The 16,409-nt window shown below is 73.0% G+C and carries 13 protein-coding genes; 8 read left to right on the top strand and 5 right to left on the bottom strand.

The features are described from left to right. The first annotated feature begins 422 nt into the window (after nucleotides 1-422). The 3 genes from ABD901_RS18435 to ABD901_RS18425 all read left to right on the top strand — a co-directional run bounded on the left by ABD901_RS18435 (nucleotide 423) and on the right by ABD901_RS18425 (nucleotide 2,747). The gene (locus ABD901_RS18435) at nucleotides 423-1,292 is read left to right on the top strand and encodes a helix-turn-helix domain-containing protein (protein WP_345128197.1); all 870 of its coding nucleotides are present in this window, start codon (nucleotides 423-425) and stop codon (nucleotides 1,290-1,292) included. Nucleotides 1,293-1,382: 90 nt separating this feature from the next. Continuing rightward, the gene (locus ABD901_RS18430) at nucleotides 1,383-2,219 is read left to right on the top strand and encodes a dioxygenase family protein (protein ID WP_345128196.1); all 837 of its coding nucleotides are present in this window, start codon (nucleotides 1,383-1,385) and stop codon (nucleotides 2,217-2,219) included. Nucleotides 2,220-2,321: 102 nt separating this feature from the next. Further along, nucleotides 2,322-2,747 (top strand): LppU/SCO3897 family protein, encoded by a 426-nt coding sequence (locus ABD901_RS18425; protein ID WP_345128194.1) that lies wholly within the window; start codon nucleotides 2,322-2,324, stop codon nucleotides 2,745-2,747. A gap of 58 nt (nucleotides 2,748-2,805) precedes the next feature. On the opposite strand, the gene ABD901_RS18420 is transcribed toward ABD901_RS18425, so the two are convergent. Beyond that, nucleotides 2,806-3,597, bottom strand: a complete 792-nt coding sequence (locus ABD901_RS18420) for a maleylpyruvate isomerase family mycothiol-dependent enzyme (RefSeq protein ID WP_345128193.1) — start codon at nucleotides 3,595-3,597, stop codon at nucleotides 2,806-2,808. Nucleotides 3,598-3,726: 129 nt separating this feature from the next. Between ABD901_RS18420 and ABD901_RS18415 the strand changes: the two genes are divergently transcribed. Further along, complete coding sequence (locus tag ABD901_RS18415; RefSeq protein ID WP_345128192.1) at nucleotides 3,727-4,533, top strand: phosphatase PAP2 family protein; 807 nt, start codon at nucleotides 3,727-3,729, stop codon at nucleotides 4,531-4,533. A 38-nt stretch (nucleotides 4,534-4,571) separates the two neighbouring features. Beyond that, nucleotides 4,572-5,375, top strand: coding sequence for a DUF2127 domain-containing protein (locus tag ABD901_RS18410; protein ID WP_345128191.1), 804 nt, complete (start codon nucleotides 4,572-4,574; stop codon nucleotides 5,373-5,375). A 108-nt stretch (nucleotides 5,376-5,483) separates the two neighbouring features. Here ABD901_RS18410 and ABD901_RS18405 read toward each other — a convergent pair whose 3' ends face one another. Together ABD901_RS18405 and ABD901_RS18400 are read right to left on the bottom strand one after the other, a co-directional pair. Beyond that, complete coding sequence (locus ABD901_RS18405; protein ID WP_345128189.1) at nucleotides 5,484-6,143, bottom strand: GntR family transcriptional regulator; 660 nt, start codon at nucleotides 6,141-6,143, stop codon at nucleotides 5,484-5,486. 139 nt (nucleotides 6,144-6,282) lie between these two features. Beyond that, complete coding sequence (locus ABD901_RS18400; protein WP_345128187.1) at nucleotides 6,283-7,902, bottom strand: AMP-binding protein; 1,620 nt, start codon at nucleotides 7,900-7,902, stop codon at nucleotides 6,283-6,285. Between the two features lie 83 nt (nucleotides 7,903-7,985). Here ABD901_RS18400 and ABD901_RS18395 point away from each other — a divergent pair, with 83 nt between their 5' ends. After that, nucleotides 7,986-11,675 (top strand): SpoIIE family protein phosphatase, encoded by a 3,690-nt coding sequence (locus ABD901_RS18395; RefSeq protein ID WP_345128185.1) that lies wholly within the window; start codon nucleotides 7,986-7,988, stop codon nucleotides 11,673-11,675. A gap of 7 nt (nucleotides 11,676-11,682) precedes the next feature. On the opposite strand, the gene ABD901_RS18390 is transcribed toward ABD901_RS18395, so the two are convergent. Together ABD901_RS18390 and ABD901_RS18385 are read right to left on the bottom strand one after the other, a co-directional pair. Beyond that, nucleotides 11,683-12,147, bottom strand: a complete 465-nt coding sequence (locus ABD901_RS18390) for a GNAT family N-acetyltransferase (protein ID WP_345128184.1) — start codon at nucleotides 12,145-12,147, stop codon at nucleotides 11,683-11,685. Between the two features lie 50 nt (nucleotides 12,148-12,197). After that, nucleotides 12,198-13,250, bottom strand: coding sequence for a pectinesterase family protein (locus ABD901_RS18385; RefSeq protein ID WP_345128183.1), 1,053 nt, complete (start codon nucleotides 13,248-13,250; stop codon nucleotides 12,198-12,200). Nucleotides 13,251-13,424: 174 nt separating this feature from the next. Between ABD901_RS18385 and ABD901_RS18380 the strand changes: the two genes are divergently transcribed. Together ABD901_RS18380 and ABD901_RS18375 are read left to right on the top strand one after the other, a co-directional pair. Then, complete coding sequence (locus ABD901_RS18380) at nucleotides 13,425-14,432, top strand: threonine aldolase family protein (protein WP_345128182.1); 1,008 nt, start codon at nucleotides 13,425-13,427, stop codon at nucleotides 14,430-14,432. Nucleotides 14,433-14,493: 61 nt separating this feature from the next. Then, the gene (locus tag ABD901_RS18375) at nucleotides 14,494-16,407 is read left to right on the top strand and encodes an Hsp70 family protein (RefSeq protein WP_345128181.1); all 1,914 of its coding nucleotides are present in this window, start codon (nucleotides 14,494-14,496) and stop codon (nucleotides 16,405-16,407) included. Nucleotides 16,408-16,409: the final 2 nt, after the last annotated feature.

Genomic DNA, 16,409 nt, shown 5'->3' with positions numbered 1-16,409 from the left:
GGAAGCGCGCGAAGCGCGGAAGCGCGCGAAGCGCGGAAGCGCGCGAAGCGCGGAAGCGCGCGAAGCGCGGAAGCGCGCGAAGCGCGGAAGCGCGCGAAGCGCGGAAGCGCGGGAGCGGGCCGGCGGTGCCGAGGCCGACTCAGCAGCGGCCGAGGTGCAGAAGTTGAGGTGCAGGAGTTGAGGTGCAGGAGTTGAGGTGCAGGAGTTGAGGTGCAGGAGTTGAGGCGCACGACTTGGAAGAGGCAACCGGGCCGGCGCGGGCTTGGCGGCGGGGTCCGGTTTCATCCACCAGCTTAGCCGATGCCACCTAACCGATCTTCACCGCCGATGCGGAGCGTTACGAATCATAACTCGCTGCCGTCAATGCGTGGGATGGAGCGCGAACGATGGTCTGTGCGTTACCGTAAGGAGTGTTTACAGATGTGTTGCCGCGGCACGAGCTCGAGGTGCCGGAGGCCGCGCCTGTGCCGCTGGCCGTCGGCGGGTTCGCGTGGTTCGGGGCGATGGCGCAGGCGGACTTTCCGCATCGGCATGCGTTCTACGAGATTGTGCTGCTGACCGCCGGTACCGGGGCGCATGTCATCGATCTCGCCGAGTATCCGCTGCGGCCGCCTCAGGTGTTCGTCGTGGTGCCGGGGCAGGTGCATCACTGGCGTGAAGCGCGCGGGCTGGCCGGGCGGGTGCTCGTGTTCGGCGACGACGCGCTGCTCGGCTATCCGGGGGACCGCGGGCTGCTGCTGGCGGCCGCGCCCGCCGTGCGGCTGCGGGCCCGCGATGCGCGGGATCTGCAGAACATCCTCGGCGCGATGGTGCGGGAGTACGCCGATCGACCGGCCGGGTTCGAGAGCGTCCTGCCCGCGCTGTTGCACGTCCTCATAGTCCGGGCGCACCGGCTCGGGGAGCGAAACGAGCAAACCGGGCGTGGCGCAGACCTTGCGGCGGGCTTTGCGCGGCTCCTGGCCGGCGGGGCGGACCAGATCAACCGAACAATCAAAACGAACAAGCCGAGCGTTGCGGGGTACGCGCGGCGGCTGGGTGTCAGCCCCGCACGGCTGACCGAGGCCGTCAAAGCGGCCACCGGGGAGACGCCGCGGCGGCTGATCCGGCGTGCGCAGGCCCTCGAGGCGCGGCGGCTGCTCGCGCGGACGAGTCTCAGCGTCGCGCAGGTGGGGCGCGCGACGGGGTTCGACGATCCCGCGTACTTCTGCCGGTTCTTCCGGCGCGAGGTCGGTGTGACACCCGGGCAGTACCGCGAAAAGCACCAGGAGAGCGGCGCAAAGTCCATCGACTGATACTGATGCGCTTCCTAAGGTCGGTCCGAGCGGGACACCCCCACGGAACGACCGACGGGCCCAGGAGGCCGAGGAAGGCACGGAAGCGCCATGAGCGAACAGGACGAAGCACGACCGCCGCGGGGCGGGATCACGCGCAAGCAGCTGCTCAGGACCGCCATCGTGGCGGCGCCGGTGCCCATGCTGCTCGGTGCGGGGCCCGTCCTCGGGCGCGCGGACGCGCAGGACGCGCCGCTGCAGCCCACGCCGATGTGTGACGACGGGGACGAGACGCACGAGCAGATCGAAGGGCCCTACTTCAAGCCGAACTCGCCGCTGCGGACCGCCATCGCGAGCGGGATTCCGGGCACGCGGCTCACGTTGAGCGGGTTCGTGTTCGGCATCGCGTGCCAGCCGATCGCGAACGCCCTGCTGGACTTCTGGCAGGCCGACGACTCGGGGGCGTACGACAACAGCGGGTTCCGGCTGCGCGGGCACCAGTTCACCGACGCCCGCGGCGCGTACACGCTGTCGACCATCGTGCCGGGGCTGTACCCGGGGCGCACCCGGCACATCCACGTGAAGGTCCAGGCGCCGAACCGGCCCGTGCTGACCACGCAGCTGTACTTCCCGGGCGAGCCGCGCAACAACACCGATACGCTGTACGACCCGGCGCTGCTCATGACCGTCCGCACGGTGAGCGGCGGGCGGGAGGCCACCTTCGACGTGGTCCTGGACGTGCCCGGGCAACCGCCCACGACGCCCCCGACGACGCCGCCGAGCACGCCGCCGTCGACGCCCGGCGGGACCACCTGGGCGGACGGGCGGACGTACGCGACCGGGGACCGGGTCACCTACGCGGGTGTTATGTACCGCTGCCTGCAGGGGCACACTGCGCAGCCGGGATGGGAGCCGCCGAACGTCCCCGCGCTTTGGCAAGCAGCATAATGACATGATCATCAGTCGGAATCCGGACAGTTCGGCGCAACTGTGACCGGGAGCCGGTACGCCTACCCGGGTACACAACTGGACCCGGGAGGCTCCAACACCATGACCACACCCGACGCGCAGCCGCCGGCGCCGCAGGAGCAGCCGCCTCTGCAGCCCCCGTTCGCTCCCCCGCCGCCACCGGCGAAGAGCGGTGGCGCCGGCAAGCGCATCCTCATCATCCTGGGGGTGCTCGTCGTTCTCTGCGGCGGTATTGGCGTTGCCGCGTACTTCGCAACCAGGAACGCGCCGCTGAACGCCAAGGTCGGCGACTGCCTGCACCAGAAGGGCGAGAACGAGCTCGCCATCGTCAAGTGCGACACCGCCGACGCGGACTTCGAAGTGCTCGGCAAGGTCGGCGACAAGCCCCAGAGCGAGGTCAACGACCCGTTCACCAAAGTCTGCGACCAGTGGCCGGACACGACCAACACGTACTGGGAGGGCACCGAGGGCAAGAACGGCAGCGCCCTCTGCCTGAAGAAGAAGTAAGCAGCGCAAAGCGCTGGTACCGCGGGCCGGAGCACCGGCCCGCGGTACCGTCGCGGCATCAGTAGCCGGGGAAGACCGCGCGCAGGTCGTCCAGCGTGATGGCGCCGGTGACCTGCACGGAGGCCGGCGTGTACGCCGGCTTGAGGCGGCCCGCGGCCAGGCGCAGCCACGCCTCCAGCGGCAGCTCCAGCTCCCCGTCCGGCGCCTCGGGCGCCGCCGTGAGCGCGACCGGCTCGGCCAGCTGCAGGCCGAACGTCTCGCCGGTGTCGGTGAGCCGGACGAGCAGGTGCGCCGTGCGGCCGTCGAGGTTCGCCGGCTTGGCGATCCAGCCGAGCAACCCCTCCACCCGGTCGTTCATGAGCGCGGCAGCCTCCGGAGCGATGGTCGCCGACGGGTCGAGCGCGACCCGCACGTCCCAGTCGTGGTAGCCGAACTCGCTCAGGCGCAGCAGCGCCGACGTGGCCACGTCGACCGGCTCCGGCATCCATCCGACGTCGATCTTGTGCGACTCGCGCTGCTGCGGCGTGAAGGCCTCGTACGCCTCGACGAGGCGCCGGTTGGCCTCCGGGAACGCGGCCTGGCGCTCCTGCGGCGTCATGCCGTCCCAGCGGGCCCAGACGCCCTTGTTGAACTCGAACTCCGGTGCGCCGCGGCCCTCCAGCGAGGCCTGCACGGCCTCCAGGTTGATCTCGGCGCCGCTGCCGAGGTGGCTGACGACCTGCGAGACGTCCCACTCACTGGCCGCGGACGGGCCGGTCAGCTGCTCCGCGGTCAGGCCGGCGACCAGCGCCGAGAGGTCGTCGTGGCCCTTGCGAAGCGCGGCGATCGCGAGATCTGCCCGAGTGCTCATGTAACCCCCAGTTTGAGTGACCACGTAAGCGTAGATATTTGAAGCATAAACAAACTCGTGACGCACGACACGGTATGGGTGCCCAATCAGCAATATTGCCGGGACCGCAACATCAGGTAACTTCACCTGATGAACACGGGGGTCTGGGCAGGTGAACGGGATCACACCGCACGGTTACGGCCCAGAGCCTGGACGGAGCTCCTGCTCGTCCTGGGCCTCTTCCTCGCCTACAAGGTGGGCCGCCTCGCCGTCGACGGCCGCGTAGGCGCCGCCTACGCCGACGCCGACTTCGTCTGGCACCTCGAACGCGTCCTGCGCCTGCCCGACGAGGCGAGCTTCCAGCACCTGCTGCTGAACTCCGAGGCCCTGGTCCGGACCGCGAACATCTACTACGCCGTCGTGCATTTCCCCGCCACGATCGCGTTCCTCGTCTTCATGTACTGCTTCCGCCCGGAACACTACATCCGGTTTCGGCGCATCCTGGCCTGGCTGACCGCGATGGGCCTCGCCATCCACTTCGTGTTCCCGCTCGCGCCGCCGCGGATGCTCGGCAGCCTCGGGCTCGTCGACACCGCCGCCGTCTTCGGGCCGTCGGTCTACGGGCCGCCGCAGACCGACACCCTCAGCAACCAGTACGCGGCCATGCCCTCGCTGCACGTCGGCTGGGCGCTCGTCGTCGCCGCCGGGCTCATCCACGCCACCCGCACCCGCCGGCGCTGGCTGTGGCTGGCACACCCGCTGCTCACCATGCTCGTCGTGGCCGGCACCGCCAACCACTACTGGCTCGACGGCATCGTCGCCGCCGCGCTCGTCGGCGTGCTGCTCGTCGCCACCAGCCGCCAGGAGCACCCGTCGCCATCGGTGCCCGTCCAGGTCCGGCGCAGCGTGGGAGCCCCGGTCAAGCAGCAACGCCCCGAAGCCGTAAAGCCGACCTGAGCGACGCGCCACTGGCGCGGATGCGGTATCAAGGTCGCGTGGATTGGAACCTACGCACCTGCGCGCGCCGCGGACACGTGACCTACGCACCCACCGAGGACGCGTTCCGGGAGAAGCTGCACGCCATCACCCCGGTCGGCGCCGCATGGCGCTGCCTGCGGTGCGGGGACTTCGTCATCGGCGATCCGCATCGGACCGGCCCCGCCGAGCGCGCGCCGATCGTGCTGCGCGGGCGCGCCCTGCGCGACGCGCTCATCCTGCGGCTGCTGTCCCTCGAGCGGTTCATCAAGGGCCTGCTGTGCCTCGCCGCCGCCTACGGCGTGTACCACTTCCGCAGCCACCGCGACGGCGTCGAGCGGGCCTTCAACGAGGACCTGCCGCTGCTGCGCCCCTTCATGGACAAGATCGGCTGGCGGTTCGAGGACTCCGCGATGATCCACACCATCCGGACCGTCATCGAGGCCGAGTCCAAGACGCTGCTCTGGGTCGCCGCCGGCCTCGGCGTCTACGGCACCCTGCAGCTCGTCGAGGGCATCGGCCTGTGGCTGCTCAAGCGCTGGGGCGAGTACTTCGCCGTCGTCGCCACCTCCCTCGGCCTGCCGATCGAGATCTACGAGATCAGCGAGAAGGTCACGGTCACCCGCGTCGGCGCGCTCGTCATCAACATCGCCGCGGTGCTGTACATCCTGCTGTCCAAGCGCCTCTTCGGCCTGCGCGGCGGGCACGCCGCCTACGAGGCCGAACGGCACGAGACCAGCTTCCTCGAGGTCGAGCTCGCCGCCAACGAGCCCACCCTGCCCAAGGGCCTGCGCAACCCGAAGGTCCCCGTCGGCATTCGGTGACGAATTCGTCGCGGAACTGCCACTGGCGGACGACCTGTGAGCGTCGTATAGTTGAACGCGAGACCGGCATCTTCCCCCGTGGATGCCGGTCTTCTTAATTTCCGACGCTCAAGGTCCGACGCTCGTGCGGATCGTGCGGATCGCGTTCAGGTTGTGCTGGCGCGCGCACGACTCCAGCACCGCCGCGTCGTCCTCGCCCCGCTCCAGCCGGTCCAGCAGCGCATCGTGCTCGTCCACCGCCGTCGACAGCCGCAGCGACGGGTAGAGCGTCACCAGCACCCGCGAGGCGTCGATGCGATCCCAGATGGTGTCCAGCGACTCGATCACGTAGCGGTTGCCGCAGCAGCGGTACAGCACCCGGTGGAACCGCCGGTGCAGCAGCATCACGGCGCCGTGCTCGATCTGCTCCGCCGACGCCGCCTCGCGCAGCGCCCGGTTGAACTCGCGCGCCGCGGCCAGGTCCGCCGGCGTCACCCGCGGCGCCGCCGCCGCGAACGCCCAGCCGTCCAGCAGCGCCAGCATCTCGACCAGCCGCTCCCACTCGTCGTCCTGCAGCGTCGCCACCCGCGCGCCCACGTTGCGCTCGAACTGCACCAGGCCCTCGGCCTCCAGCCGGCGGATCGCCTCCCGCACCGGCACCGGGCTCACGTCGAGCTCCCGGGCCAGGCTGCTGAGCACCAGGCGGCGCCCCGGCCCGTATCGCCCGTCGATGATGCGCTCGCGGATCTCCCGGTAGGCGATCTCGTGCTTGGAGGGCTCAGGCTGCACGTGCCACATCCAGTCTTGACAGGGCCGGGGCGGGCCACAATCATATACGATAATCATATACGATCAGGGCGGTGGCCGATTCGCCGTCGGTGGTGCGGCTGATACGACGGGGGCAGCCGCACCATCGATGGCGGGTCGATCACAGGTGAGTCATCGTAAGACCGAGCTCCCGCGCGGATACCTCCCGCATCTCGACCTTGCGGACCTTGCCGGTCACGGTCATCGGGAACGCGTCGACGACCTTCACGTAGCGCGGGACCTTGTAGTGGGCCAGCCGCCCCGAGCAGAACTCGCGCACCGCCTCGGCGGTCAGGGCCGCGGCGCCGTCACGCAGCCGCACCCAGGCCATCAGCTCCTCGCCGTAGCGCTCGTCGGGCACGCCGATCACCTGCACGTCGACGATGTCGGGGTGGCTGTAGAGGAACTCCTCGACCTCGCGCGGGTACACGTTCTCCCCGCCCCGGATCACGAGGTCCTTGATCCGCCCGACGATGTTGACGTACCCCTCGTCGTCCATCGTCGCCAGGTCGCCCGTGTGCATCCAGCGGGCCGCGTCGATCGCCTCCGCCGTGGCGTCGGGTGCGCGCCAGTAGCCGAGCATCACGCTGTACCCCCGCGTGCACAGCTCGCCCGCCGTGCCCCGCGGGACGACCAGCCCGGTCTGCGGGTCGACGATCTTCACCTCGAGGTGCGGGCCGACCCGCCCGACCGTCGACACCCGCCGCTCGAGGTCGTCGTCGCGGCCCGTCTGCGTCGACACCGGCGACGTCTCCGTCATGCCGTAGCAGATCGTCACCTCGGTCATGCCCATGTCGGCGATGACCCGCTTCATCACGTGCACCGGGCACGGCGAGCCGGCCATGACGCCGGTGCGCAGGCTCGACACGTCGTAGGAGGCGAAGTCGGGCAGCGCGAGCTCGGCGATGAACATCGTCGGCACGCCGTAGAGGACCGTGCAGCGCTCCTGCTGTACCGCCGCCAGGGTCTGCGCCGGGTCGAACGCCCGCGCCGGGATGACCATGCACGCGCCGTGGCTGGTCGCGCCGAGGTTGCCCATCACCATGCCGAAGCAGTGGTAGAACGGCACCGGCAGGCAGACCCGGTCCGCCTCCGTCCAGCCCTGCGTCTCGGCCACGAAGTAGCCGTTGTTGAGGATGTTGTGGTGCGACAGCGTCGCGCCCTTGGGGAAGCCGGTCGTGCCCGACGTGTACTGGATGTTGATCGGGTCGTCGAAGGCGAGCGTCGCCTCCCGGGCCCGCAGGTCCTCCTCCGGCGCCAGGCGCGTGCGCAGCCCCTCCCAGTCCGGCGAGTCGATGAACACCACGTCCGACAGGTCCGGGCGGACCTCGGTGACCATCGCGCGGTAGTCCGAGGTCTTCAGCTGCTGCGCGCAGACGAGCAGGCCGACGCCGGACTGGTCGAGCACGTAGGCGAGCTCATGGGTGCGGTACGCCGGGTTGATGTTCACCAGGATCGCGCCGATCTTGGCGGTGGCGTACTGCAGGATCGTCCACTCCGGACAGTTCGGCGCCCAGATGCCGACCCGGTCCCCCTTGGCCACCCCGCGCGCGAGCAGACCCCGCGCGACCGCCTCCACCTCGGCGAGCAGCTCCCGGTAGGTCCAGCGGCGCCCGGTCGGCACGTCGACGAGCGCCTCGGCGTCGGGCACGCGGGCGGCGGTGCGCTCCAGGTTGGCCCCGATCGTCTCGCCCAGCATGGGGCCGTCGGCGGCCCCGACGGCATACGACAGCGTTGTCATGGCGCCTCCAGGTGGCGGGGGGTGTTGCTGTCACGATCTCACCGCGCTGCGCAAAAAGCACCGATGTGCGTACGCTGACAGGGATGGGCGAAACCCCGGCCGAACCGTTCTTCGGCGACACGGAGGTCAGCCGCGACCTGGCTGCGGTCGACTGGGCGGCGACCCCGCTCGGGCCGCCGGCGTCGTGGCCGCAGAGCCTGCGCACCGTCGTGCGGACCATGCTCGGCTCGCGCTTCTCGATGTGGATGGCGTGGGGCCCGGACCTGACGTTCCTGTGCAACGACGCCTATCGCCGCGACACGCTGGGCAAGAAGTACCCGTGGGCGCTGGGCCGCCCGGCCCGGGAGGTGTGGGCCGAGGCCTGGGACGAGGCCGGGCCGCGCATCCGCACCGTGCTCGAGACCGGCCAGGCGACCTGGGACGAGGGCCTGCGGCTGTTCCTGAGCCGCAGCGGCTTCACCGAGGAGACCTACCACACCTTCTCGTACAGCCCGCTGACCGACGACGCCGGCGCGGTCGCCGGCATGCTCTGCGTGGTCAGCGAGGACACCGACCGCGTCATCGCCGAGCGCCGCATGGCGACGCTGCGCGACCTGGCCGCCGGGCTCGACGCCACGCAGGGCGAGGCCGAGCTGTTCGCCGCCGTGGCCCGGCACCTGGGCGAGCGCGCCGACGACCTGCCGTTCACGCTGACCTACCTCTTCGACGGCGAGAAGGCCGTGCTCGCCGGCGCGTCCGGCGTCCCGGCCGGGCACCCGTGCGCCGACCCGGCGATGTGGCCGGTCATCGACGGCGCGCCGCTCACCATCGGCGGCCTCACCGGCCTGCCCTCCGGCGCGTGGGACGAGCCGCCGACCGAGGCCCGCCTCGTCGCGCTGCCGCAGCCGGGCGGCGGGCGGCCGTACGGCTTCCTCGTCGCCGGCCTCAACCGGTACCGCCCCTTCGACGCCGCCTACGCGGGCTTCGTCGACCTCGTCGCCGGGCAGGTCGCCGCCCGGCTGACCACGGCGCGCGCCTACGAGGCCGAGCGCGGCCGGGCCGAGAGCCTGGCCGAGATCGACCAGGCCAAGACCGCGTTCTTCACCAACGTCAGCCACGAGTTCCGCACCCCGCTGACGCTGCTGCTCGGCCCGGCCGAGGACGCCCTCGCGGACCCGGCCGAGCCGCTCGGCGCGACCCAGCGGGAACGGATCGACGTCATCCGCCGCAACGCCGAGCGGCTGCTCAAGCTCGTCAACACGCTGCTGGACTTCTCGCAGCTGGAGTCCGGGCGCCTGCAGCCGCGCCGCGAGCCGCTGGAGCTGGACCTGCTAACCGCGGAGCTGGCCGGCATGTTCGCGCCGGCCGTCGAGCGGGCCGGGCTGCGGCTCGTCGTGCAGTGCCCGCCACTGCCCCGGCCGGTGCACGCCGACCGCGAGATGTGGGCCAAGATCGTGCTCAACCTGCTGTCCAACGCGCTGAAGTTCACCTTCGGCGGCACGATCACGGTCCGGCTCGTGCACGACGGCGACGGCGCCACGCTCGCGGTCAGCGACACGGGCATCGGCATCGACCCCGCCGACCAGGCCGGGCTCTTCGACCGCTTCCACCGGGTCGCGGGCGCCCGCTCGCGCAACCACGAAGGTTCCGGCATCGGCCTGGCCCTCGTCGCCGAGCTCACCGCGCTGCTCGGCGGCGCCGTCGGGGTGCACAGCCGGCCCGGCGAGGGCAGCACGTTCACGGTCCACGTGCCCTACGGCGCCGCCCAGGCCGACGACGCCGGCCCGGCGCCCGCGGGCGGGAGCACCGCGGCCCAGGTGCGCGGCTTCCTCGCCGAGGTCGAGCGGTGGACCGCCCTGCCGGCCGACGCGCCGGCGCTGTCCGGGCCGGACCCCGGCGCCCCGCGGGTGCTCATCGTCGACGACAACGAGGACATGCGCGACTACGTGCGGCGCATCCTCGGCGCCGACTACCGCGTCAGCGAGGCCGTCGACGGCGAGCAGGCGCTGCGCAAGCTGCGCACGGAGTCGCCCGACCTGGTGCTGACCGACGTGATGATGCCCAACCTCGACGGCTTCGCGTTCCTGGCCGCGCTGCGTGCCGACGAGGTTTCCGGGCATCTGCCGGTCATCATGCTCTCGGCCCGGGCCGGGGACGAGGCGACCGTCGAGGGCCTCGACGCCGGCGCCGACGACTACCTCGTCAAGCCGTTCAGCCCGCGCGAGCTGCGCGCGCGGGTGCGGGCCAACCTCGAGTTCGACCGCGTCCGGCGCACCCGCGACGAGCTGCAGCGCAGCCGGGAGCTGCTGGACCAGGCGCAGCGGCTGGCCTCCGTCGGCTCGTGGGAGCTCGACCTGGCCACCGGCGACATCCGCGGCTCGGAGGAGTTCCTGCGCCAGTTCGGCGTCACCGCCGAGCAGCTGCTCGACGAGCAGGCCAGGGCGCTGATCAACCACCGGGTCCACCCCGCCGACCGGGAGCGGGTCGAGGCCGCGATCGACGCCGCCGTGCAGGGCGCGCCGCTGGACTACGAGTCGCGGGTGCAGATGGCGGACGGCGGGCTGCGGGTGTTCCGCACCATCGGCGAGCTGGAGCGCGATGCGTCCGGCCGGCCGGCGCGGCTGCGCGGCTCCAACCAGGACATCACCGAGCAGCGCCGGGCCGAGCAGGCCCTGGCCGCCGCGGCCGCCGCGCAGGAGGCCGCGGCCCGCGAGCACAGCATCGCCGACCAGCTGCAGCGCAGCCTCATGCCGCCGGTGACGATCGCGCCCGAGCACCTCGAGGTGGCCGCCTACTACCGGCCGGGCGTGGCCGGCACGCAGGTCGGCGGCGACTGGTACGACGTGATCGAGCTCGGCGCCGACCGCACCGCCCTCGTCATGGGCGACGTCATGGGCCGGGGCGTGCCGGCCGCCGCGGTCATGGGGCAGCTGCGCGCGGCGGTGCGCGCCTACGCCCGGTTGGACCTGCCGCCGGCCGACGTGCTCGAGTACCTCGACGGCGTCGTGCGGGACCTGCGCGAGGACCAGATCGTGACCTGCGTCTACGCCGTGTACGACCCCGGTGAGCGCAGCCTGACGTACGCCAACGCCGGCCACCTGCCGCCCCTGCTCGTGCTGCCGGGCGCCGCGCCGCGGCCGCTCACCTCGTCCGGCCCGCCGCTGGGCACGGGCCCGCACACGCTGGCCGAGGAGCGCGTGGAACTGCCGGTCGGTGCGCTGCTGACGCTGTACACCGACGGCCTCGTCGAGCACCGCGACCGCGACCTGGACAGCGGCATCTTCGCCCTGGCCGCGCTCGTCGGCGACGTCTCGGGCCCGCTCGGCGACGTGCCCGACCGCCTGGTGTCGAAGCTGCTGCCGGACGGCCCCGACGACGACATCACGCTGCTGCTGACCCGGGTCGTCGGCGAGCCCGGCGAGGAGCAGTCGGTCATCCGGCACATCCCGGCGCACGAGAGCGCCGTCCGCGACGCCCGCCGGCTGGTCGACGCCACGCTGCGGCGGTGGCGCGCGCCGCAGCGCGTCGTCGACGACCTGGTGCTCGTGGTCAGCGAGCTGGCCGCGAACGCGGTGCTGCACGGCCGCCCGCCGATCCAGCTGCGGCTGCGGCGCACGACGACCCACGTGGTCCTCGAGATGCACGACACGGCGCAGTACCTGCCGCGCAAGCAGCGACCGACCCCCGACGACGAGCACGGCCGGGGCCTGCAGCTGGTCTCGTCGCTGTGCGACCGCTGGGGCACCCGGCCGACCGCCGACGGCAAGGCGGTCTGGTGCATGCGCTCGATCTGAGCCTGCGTCACGCCTCGCCGAGGTGCGCGAGGATCTCGTCCCGGGTCGGGCGGCGGTCGATCTCCATGAAGCGCTGCGGGCCGGCCAAGGGCTCGAAACCGCTGCGGCGGTACACCTCGTGCGCGTCGCGCGTGGCCAGCAGCAGCCGCAGGATGCCGGCGGCGGTGAAGTCCTCGACCATCGAGTCGACCAGCCACCCGCCCAGGCCGCGACCGCGGTGTGCGGGCGCGATGTAGACGTCGCAGATCCACACGAACGTGGCACCGTCGGTGACGGCGCGGGCGAAGCCGACCTGCTCGTCGCCGAGGTGGATCGAGTAGGGCACCGAGCCGTCGACCGAGCGCGACACGACGTCGAACGCCCGCCCGGCGGCCCAGTAGGAGTCCTCGGACAGCCACCGGTGCACGGTGGGTCTGTCGACCCGGGCCGGGTCGCTGGTCAGCCGGTATCCGTCACGCACGCGTTCGCTCACGGCCGGGAGCCTAACCGGCGCGCCCGGGCCGGTCGCGGTCCAGTTCCCAGTCAGCGGACCGGGTCCCACCCGTCGGGGCCGGACAGGTACGCCGCCGGGGTGTACGCGGCCGCCTCGGCGGCGCTGAGCTGTGGCCGGTCGGCGGTCACGGCCGCGCCCGGGCCGCGGTTGTGATACTCGGCATAGCGGGCGTCGCGCCACGGCCACGTGCCGAAGTCCGTCCACGGCGCCGCGCCGACGTGCGCGCCGATGACCGAGTCGCGGATCGTCACCTGCGCCACGGCGGCCGGGTCGTTGCTCGGGTGCCAGGGCCGGCCGAGGGAGACGCTGCCGGCCGGCGCGTCGGAGGTCAGCCGGCACTCGGCGAGCAGGAAGCCGTGCGGGTTGCTCAGGGACGTGCTGGCCGCGGTCACATAGCCGTTGTTCGTCGCCGAGCCGCGGTCCAGCGAGTGCACGGTGCAGCGGTCCAGCACGGCGGTGGCCCGGCCGAAGACGAAGTCGACGTCGCCCTCGACGTAGCACTTGCGCAGGTACACGCGGCTGTTCGTGGCGGCGTCGGGGCTGTTGAGGTACAGCGTGTCCTGGTTGCCGAGGAAGCGGCAGTTGTCGAACACGATCCGGTCGGCGCGGGTGAGCACGGCGACCGCCTGGTGCCCGGTGAACTCCGGGTGCGCGTCCTCGTCGAAGGTGTTGGCGAAGGTGAGGTTGCGCGCGCTGAAGTCGTGCCCGGAGATCGTCACCGAGGCGCTGCCGGACGTGCCCCAGGTGCCGCTGCCGTCGGGCTTGGGCGTGCCGTTGGCCCGGTCGTCGCTGATGACGACGGCGGTGGGGTCCGGACCCTGCCCGCGGAAGACGATGAAGGGCTTGTCGGCCGGGATGACGACCTGTCCGTGGTACGTCCCGGGCCTGATCTTCACCGTGAACGGTCCCGTGTTGCCCGCCGGCACCGCGTCGACGGCGGCCTGGATGGTGCTCACGTCGCCGCTGCCGTCGGCCGCGACGGTGATGTAGGGCCCGGGCCACGCGGAGGCCCCTCGAGCGACCGACGCGACGCCGGCCAGCCCGCCGAGGGCCCCCGCGAGCAGCACAGATCTGCGGCGCATCGGCCGCTCCCTCCTAGGAATGCGCTTTCCTCGAACCCTAGAACGCCCGAAAGACCCCGGTCAATGCGTCGGCGTTTGCAGGATTTGTTGCATCGCCGCCGCCGCTGACCAGGATCGCGCCCGGCCCGCCCGAGCCGGGGCGGCGCCGGTTGGCCGGGCGGTAGATTGCCGGGCGTGATCCTGGTCAGCGACAACACCGCGGGCGTACACCCGGACGTCCTGGCGGCCATCGCGGCGGCCAACGAGGGCCACGCGCCCTCCTACGGGCAGGACGAGACGACGGCGCGGGCCCACGAGCTGTTCCGGGCCCACTTCGGCGAGCACGCCGAGACGGTCCTCGCCGTCACCGGCACCGCCGCCAACGTCATCGCGCTCGCCGCGATGGTCCAGCCGTACGACGCCGTGCTGTGCGCCGAGACCGCGCACGTCTTCGCCGACGAGTGCAACGCGCCCGAGCGGTTCATCGGGGCGCGGCTCACCGCCGTGCGCACGCCGGACGGGCGGATCACGCCGCAGCAGGTCGCCGCGTTCGCCGCCGGCGGCGGGCCGCCGCACGCGGCCCGGCCCCGCGCCGTGTCGATCGCCCAGCCAACGGAGCTCGGCACCGTGTACTCCCTCGCCGAGCTCCGCGCGATCGCCGACGCGGCGCACGAGCACGGCCTGCTGCTGCACGTCGACGGCGCCCGCCTGGCCAACGCCGCCGTGGCGCTGGGCACCGGCCTGGCCGAGGCGGCGAGCGGCGCCGACGTGGTCTGCGTCGGCGGGACCAAGAACGGCGCCCTGGCCGCCGACGCCGTCGTGTTCCTCGATCCGGCTCTCGCTGAGCCGCGCCGCTACCTGCACAAACAGGCGATGCAGCTGCTGTCGAAGGCGCGGTTCACCTCGGCGCAGTTCGTGGCGCTGCTGTCGGGGGAGCTTTGGCGTACCAACGCGGAAAACGCCAACCGGGCGGCGTCCCGGCTCGCCGAGGTCCTCACCGGGATCTCCGGGACCGGGCCCGCCTTGCCGGTGCAGACCAACGCGGTCTTCGCCGACCTGCCCGGGCACGTCGTGGCCGCGCTGGACGGCGACGGCTCGCGCCCCGGCGAGGGCGGCCTGGTGCGGTTCATGACCGCGTTCGACACCACCGGCGCCGACATCGAGCGTTTCGGCACCGCCCTTCACGCAGCGTTCACCGGCTGATCCGCCGATCGGCCCGTGCGGCCGATGCCCGAACGGCCCGTCGCGTTCGACGATGGGGCCCGTGACCTTCGGGGTACACCGCCTCGGCATCGACTTCGGCACCTCGACGACCGTGGCCGCGCTCGCCGGCCCGGACGGCACCCTGCGCCCCCAGGTGTTCGACTCGGACCTGCCGGTGGCCTCGGCCCGCGAGACCCCGTCCGTCGAGGCGGTCGCCGCGGTCCTGGCCCGGGTGGCCGGCGAGGCGGCCCGGGCGACCTCGGCGGCCGGCGCGGTCCCGCCGGCGGTGCTCACCCACCCGGCGGCGTGGCGGCCCGACCGGCGCCGCCTGCTCGTCGAGGCGGCGGGCCTGGCCGGGCTCGGCGAGACGGAGCTGCTCACCGAGCCGGTGGCCGCCGCCCGGTACTACACCGCCCTGCTCGACCGGCACATCCCCGCCGGCAGCTGCCTCGTCGTCTACGACCTCGGCGCCGCCACGTTCGACGTCACCGTCGTGCGCCAGGCCGCCGACGGCTTCTCCATCGCCGCCGCCGGCGGCCTGCTCGACGCCGGCGGCCTCGACCTCGACGCCGCCGTGGTCCGCCTCGCCCGCGACCGCACGCCTTCCGCCCCGGCCTGGAACCGCATCGACCGCCCCCGCTCCCCCGAGGAGGCCGCGGCCCGGCTGCGGCTGTGGCACGGCGCCCGCGCCGCCCGCGAGGGACTGACCACCGCACCCGTCGCCGAGCTCTACGTGCCGCTCGTCGGGCCGCTTTCGATCACCCGCGAGGAGTTCGAGCGCGCCGCGACGCCGCTGCTCACGCGCACCGTCGAGCGCACCGTCGCCGCCCTGCGCGAGGCCTGGGTGTCCCCCCAGGACGTCGCCGCCGTCTTCCTCGTCGGCGGCGCCAGCCGCACCCCGCTCGTCGCCGAGCTCCTCCACCGCGAGCTGCGCATCGCGCCCGTCGCCGTCGAGCACCCCGACCTCGTCATCGCCTGCGGCGCCGTGCAGCCCGAACGCGCGCCCGCGCCCGCCGCACCGCCGCCGCCCACCGCCCGGCCGCGGACCCGCCCCGCCCTGCTGCGCACGTTCTCCCCCGGCGGCATCGTCCGCGGCGCGCCCGCCGTCTACGGCGTCGCCGTCAGCCCCGACGGCGCCCTGTTCGCCGCGGCCGGCGAGGACCGCCGGGTACGGGTCTGGGACCTGGGCACGGGCCGCGTCCGGTACACCCTCGGCGAGCACGACGGCCCGGTCCGCTCGGTCGCGTTCAGCCCCGACGGCACCCTGCTCGCCTCGGCCGGCGGCCACGCGCGCCGCCCCGGCCGGACCCTGCGCGTGTGGCAGGCCGACGACGGCCGCCGGCGGCACGCCTTCGACACCGACCCCGGGGGCCCCGCCGTCGTCGCGTTCCACCCCGGCGGCCGGGTCCTCGCCGCCGCCGGCCGCGACGGCGCCGTCCGCCTCTTCGACCTCACCGACGGCCGCCCGTTCACCCACCGCCCGGCCGGCGGCGCCGCCATACACGCCCTCGCCTTCAGCCCCGACGGCGCCGTCCTGGTCACCGGCGACGACGACGCCCGCATCATCCTGCACCACGGCGACCCGATGCCCCGCCACGGCGGCGCCGCCCTGCACGGCCACCGCGGCGCCGTGCTCGGCATCGCGTTCGCCCCCGGCGGCGGGCTGTTGGCCAGCGCCGGCGCCGACACCACGATCCGCCTCTGGGACGCGGCCGCGGGCGCACAGCACGCGATCCTCGCGGGCCACACGGAGCCCGCGACGGCGGTCGCGTTCAACCCGGCCGGGACGCTGCTGGCCAGCGCCGGCCTGGACACCACGATCCGGCTGTGGGACGCGGCGACCGGCGCCCACCTGCACACCCTGGACGGCCACGACGGCGCGGTGCACGCCCTGGCCTTCGCGCCCGACGGCGGCATGCTGATCTCCGGCGGCGCCGACGGCGCCGTCCGCCTGTGGAACGTCGGCCGCACGTAGAT

This window comes from Dactylosporangium darangshiense (assembly GCF_039537565.1).
Classification (GTDB): domain Bacteria; phylum Actinomycetota; class Actinomycetes; order Mycobacteriales; family Micromonosporaceae; genus Dactylosporangium; species Dactylosporangium darangshiense.
This window is presented reverse-complemented; position numbering and strand designations above follow the sequence as displayed.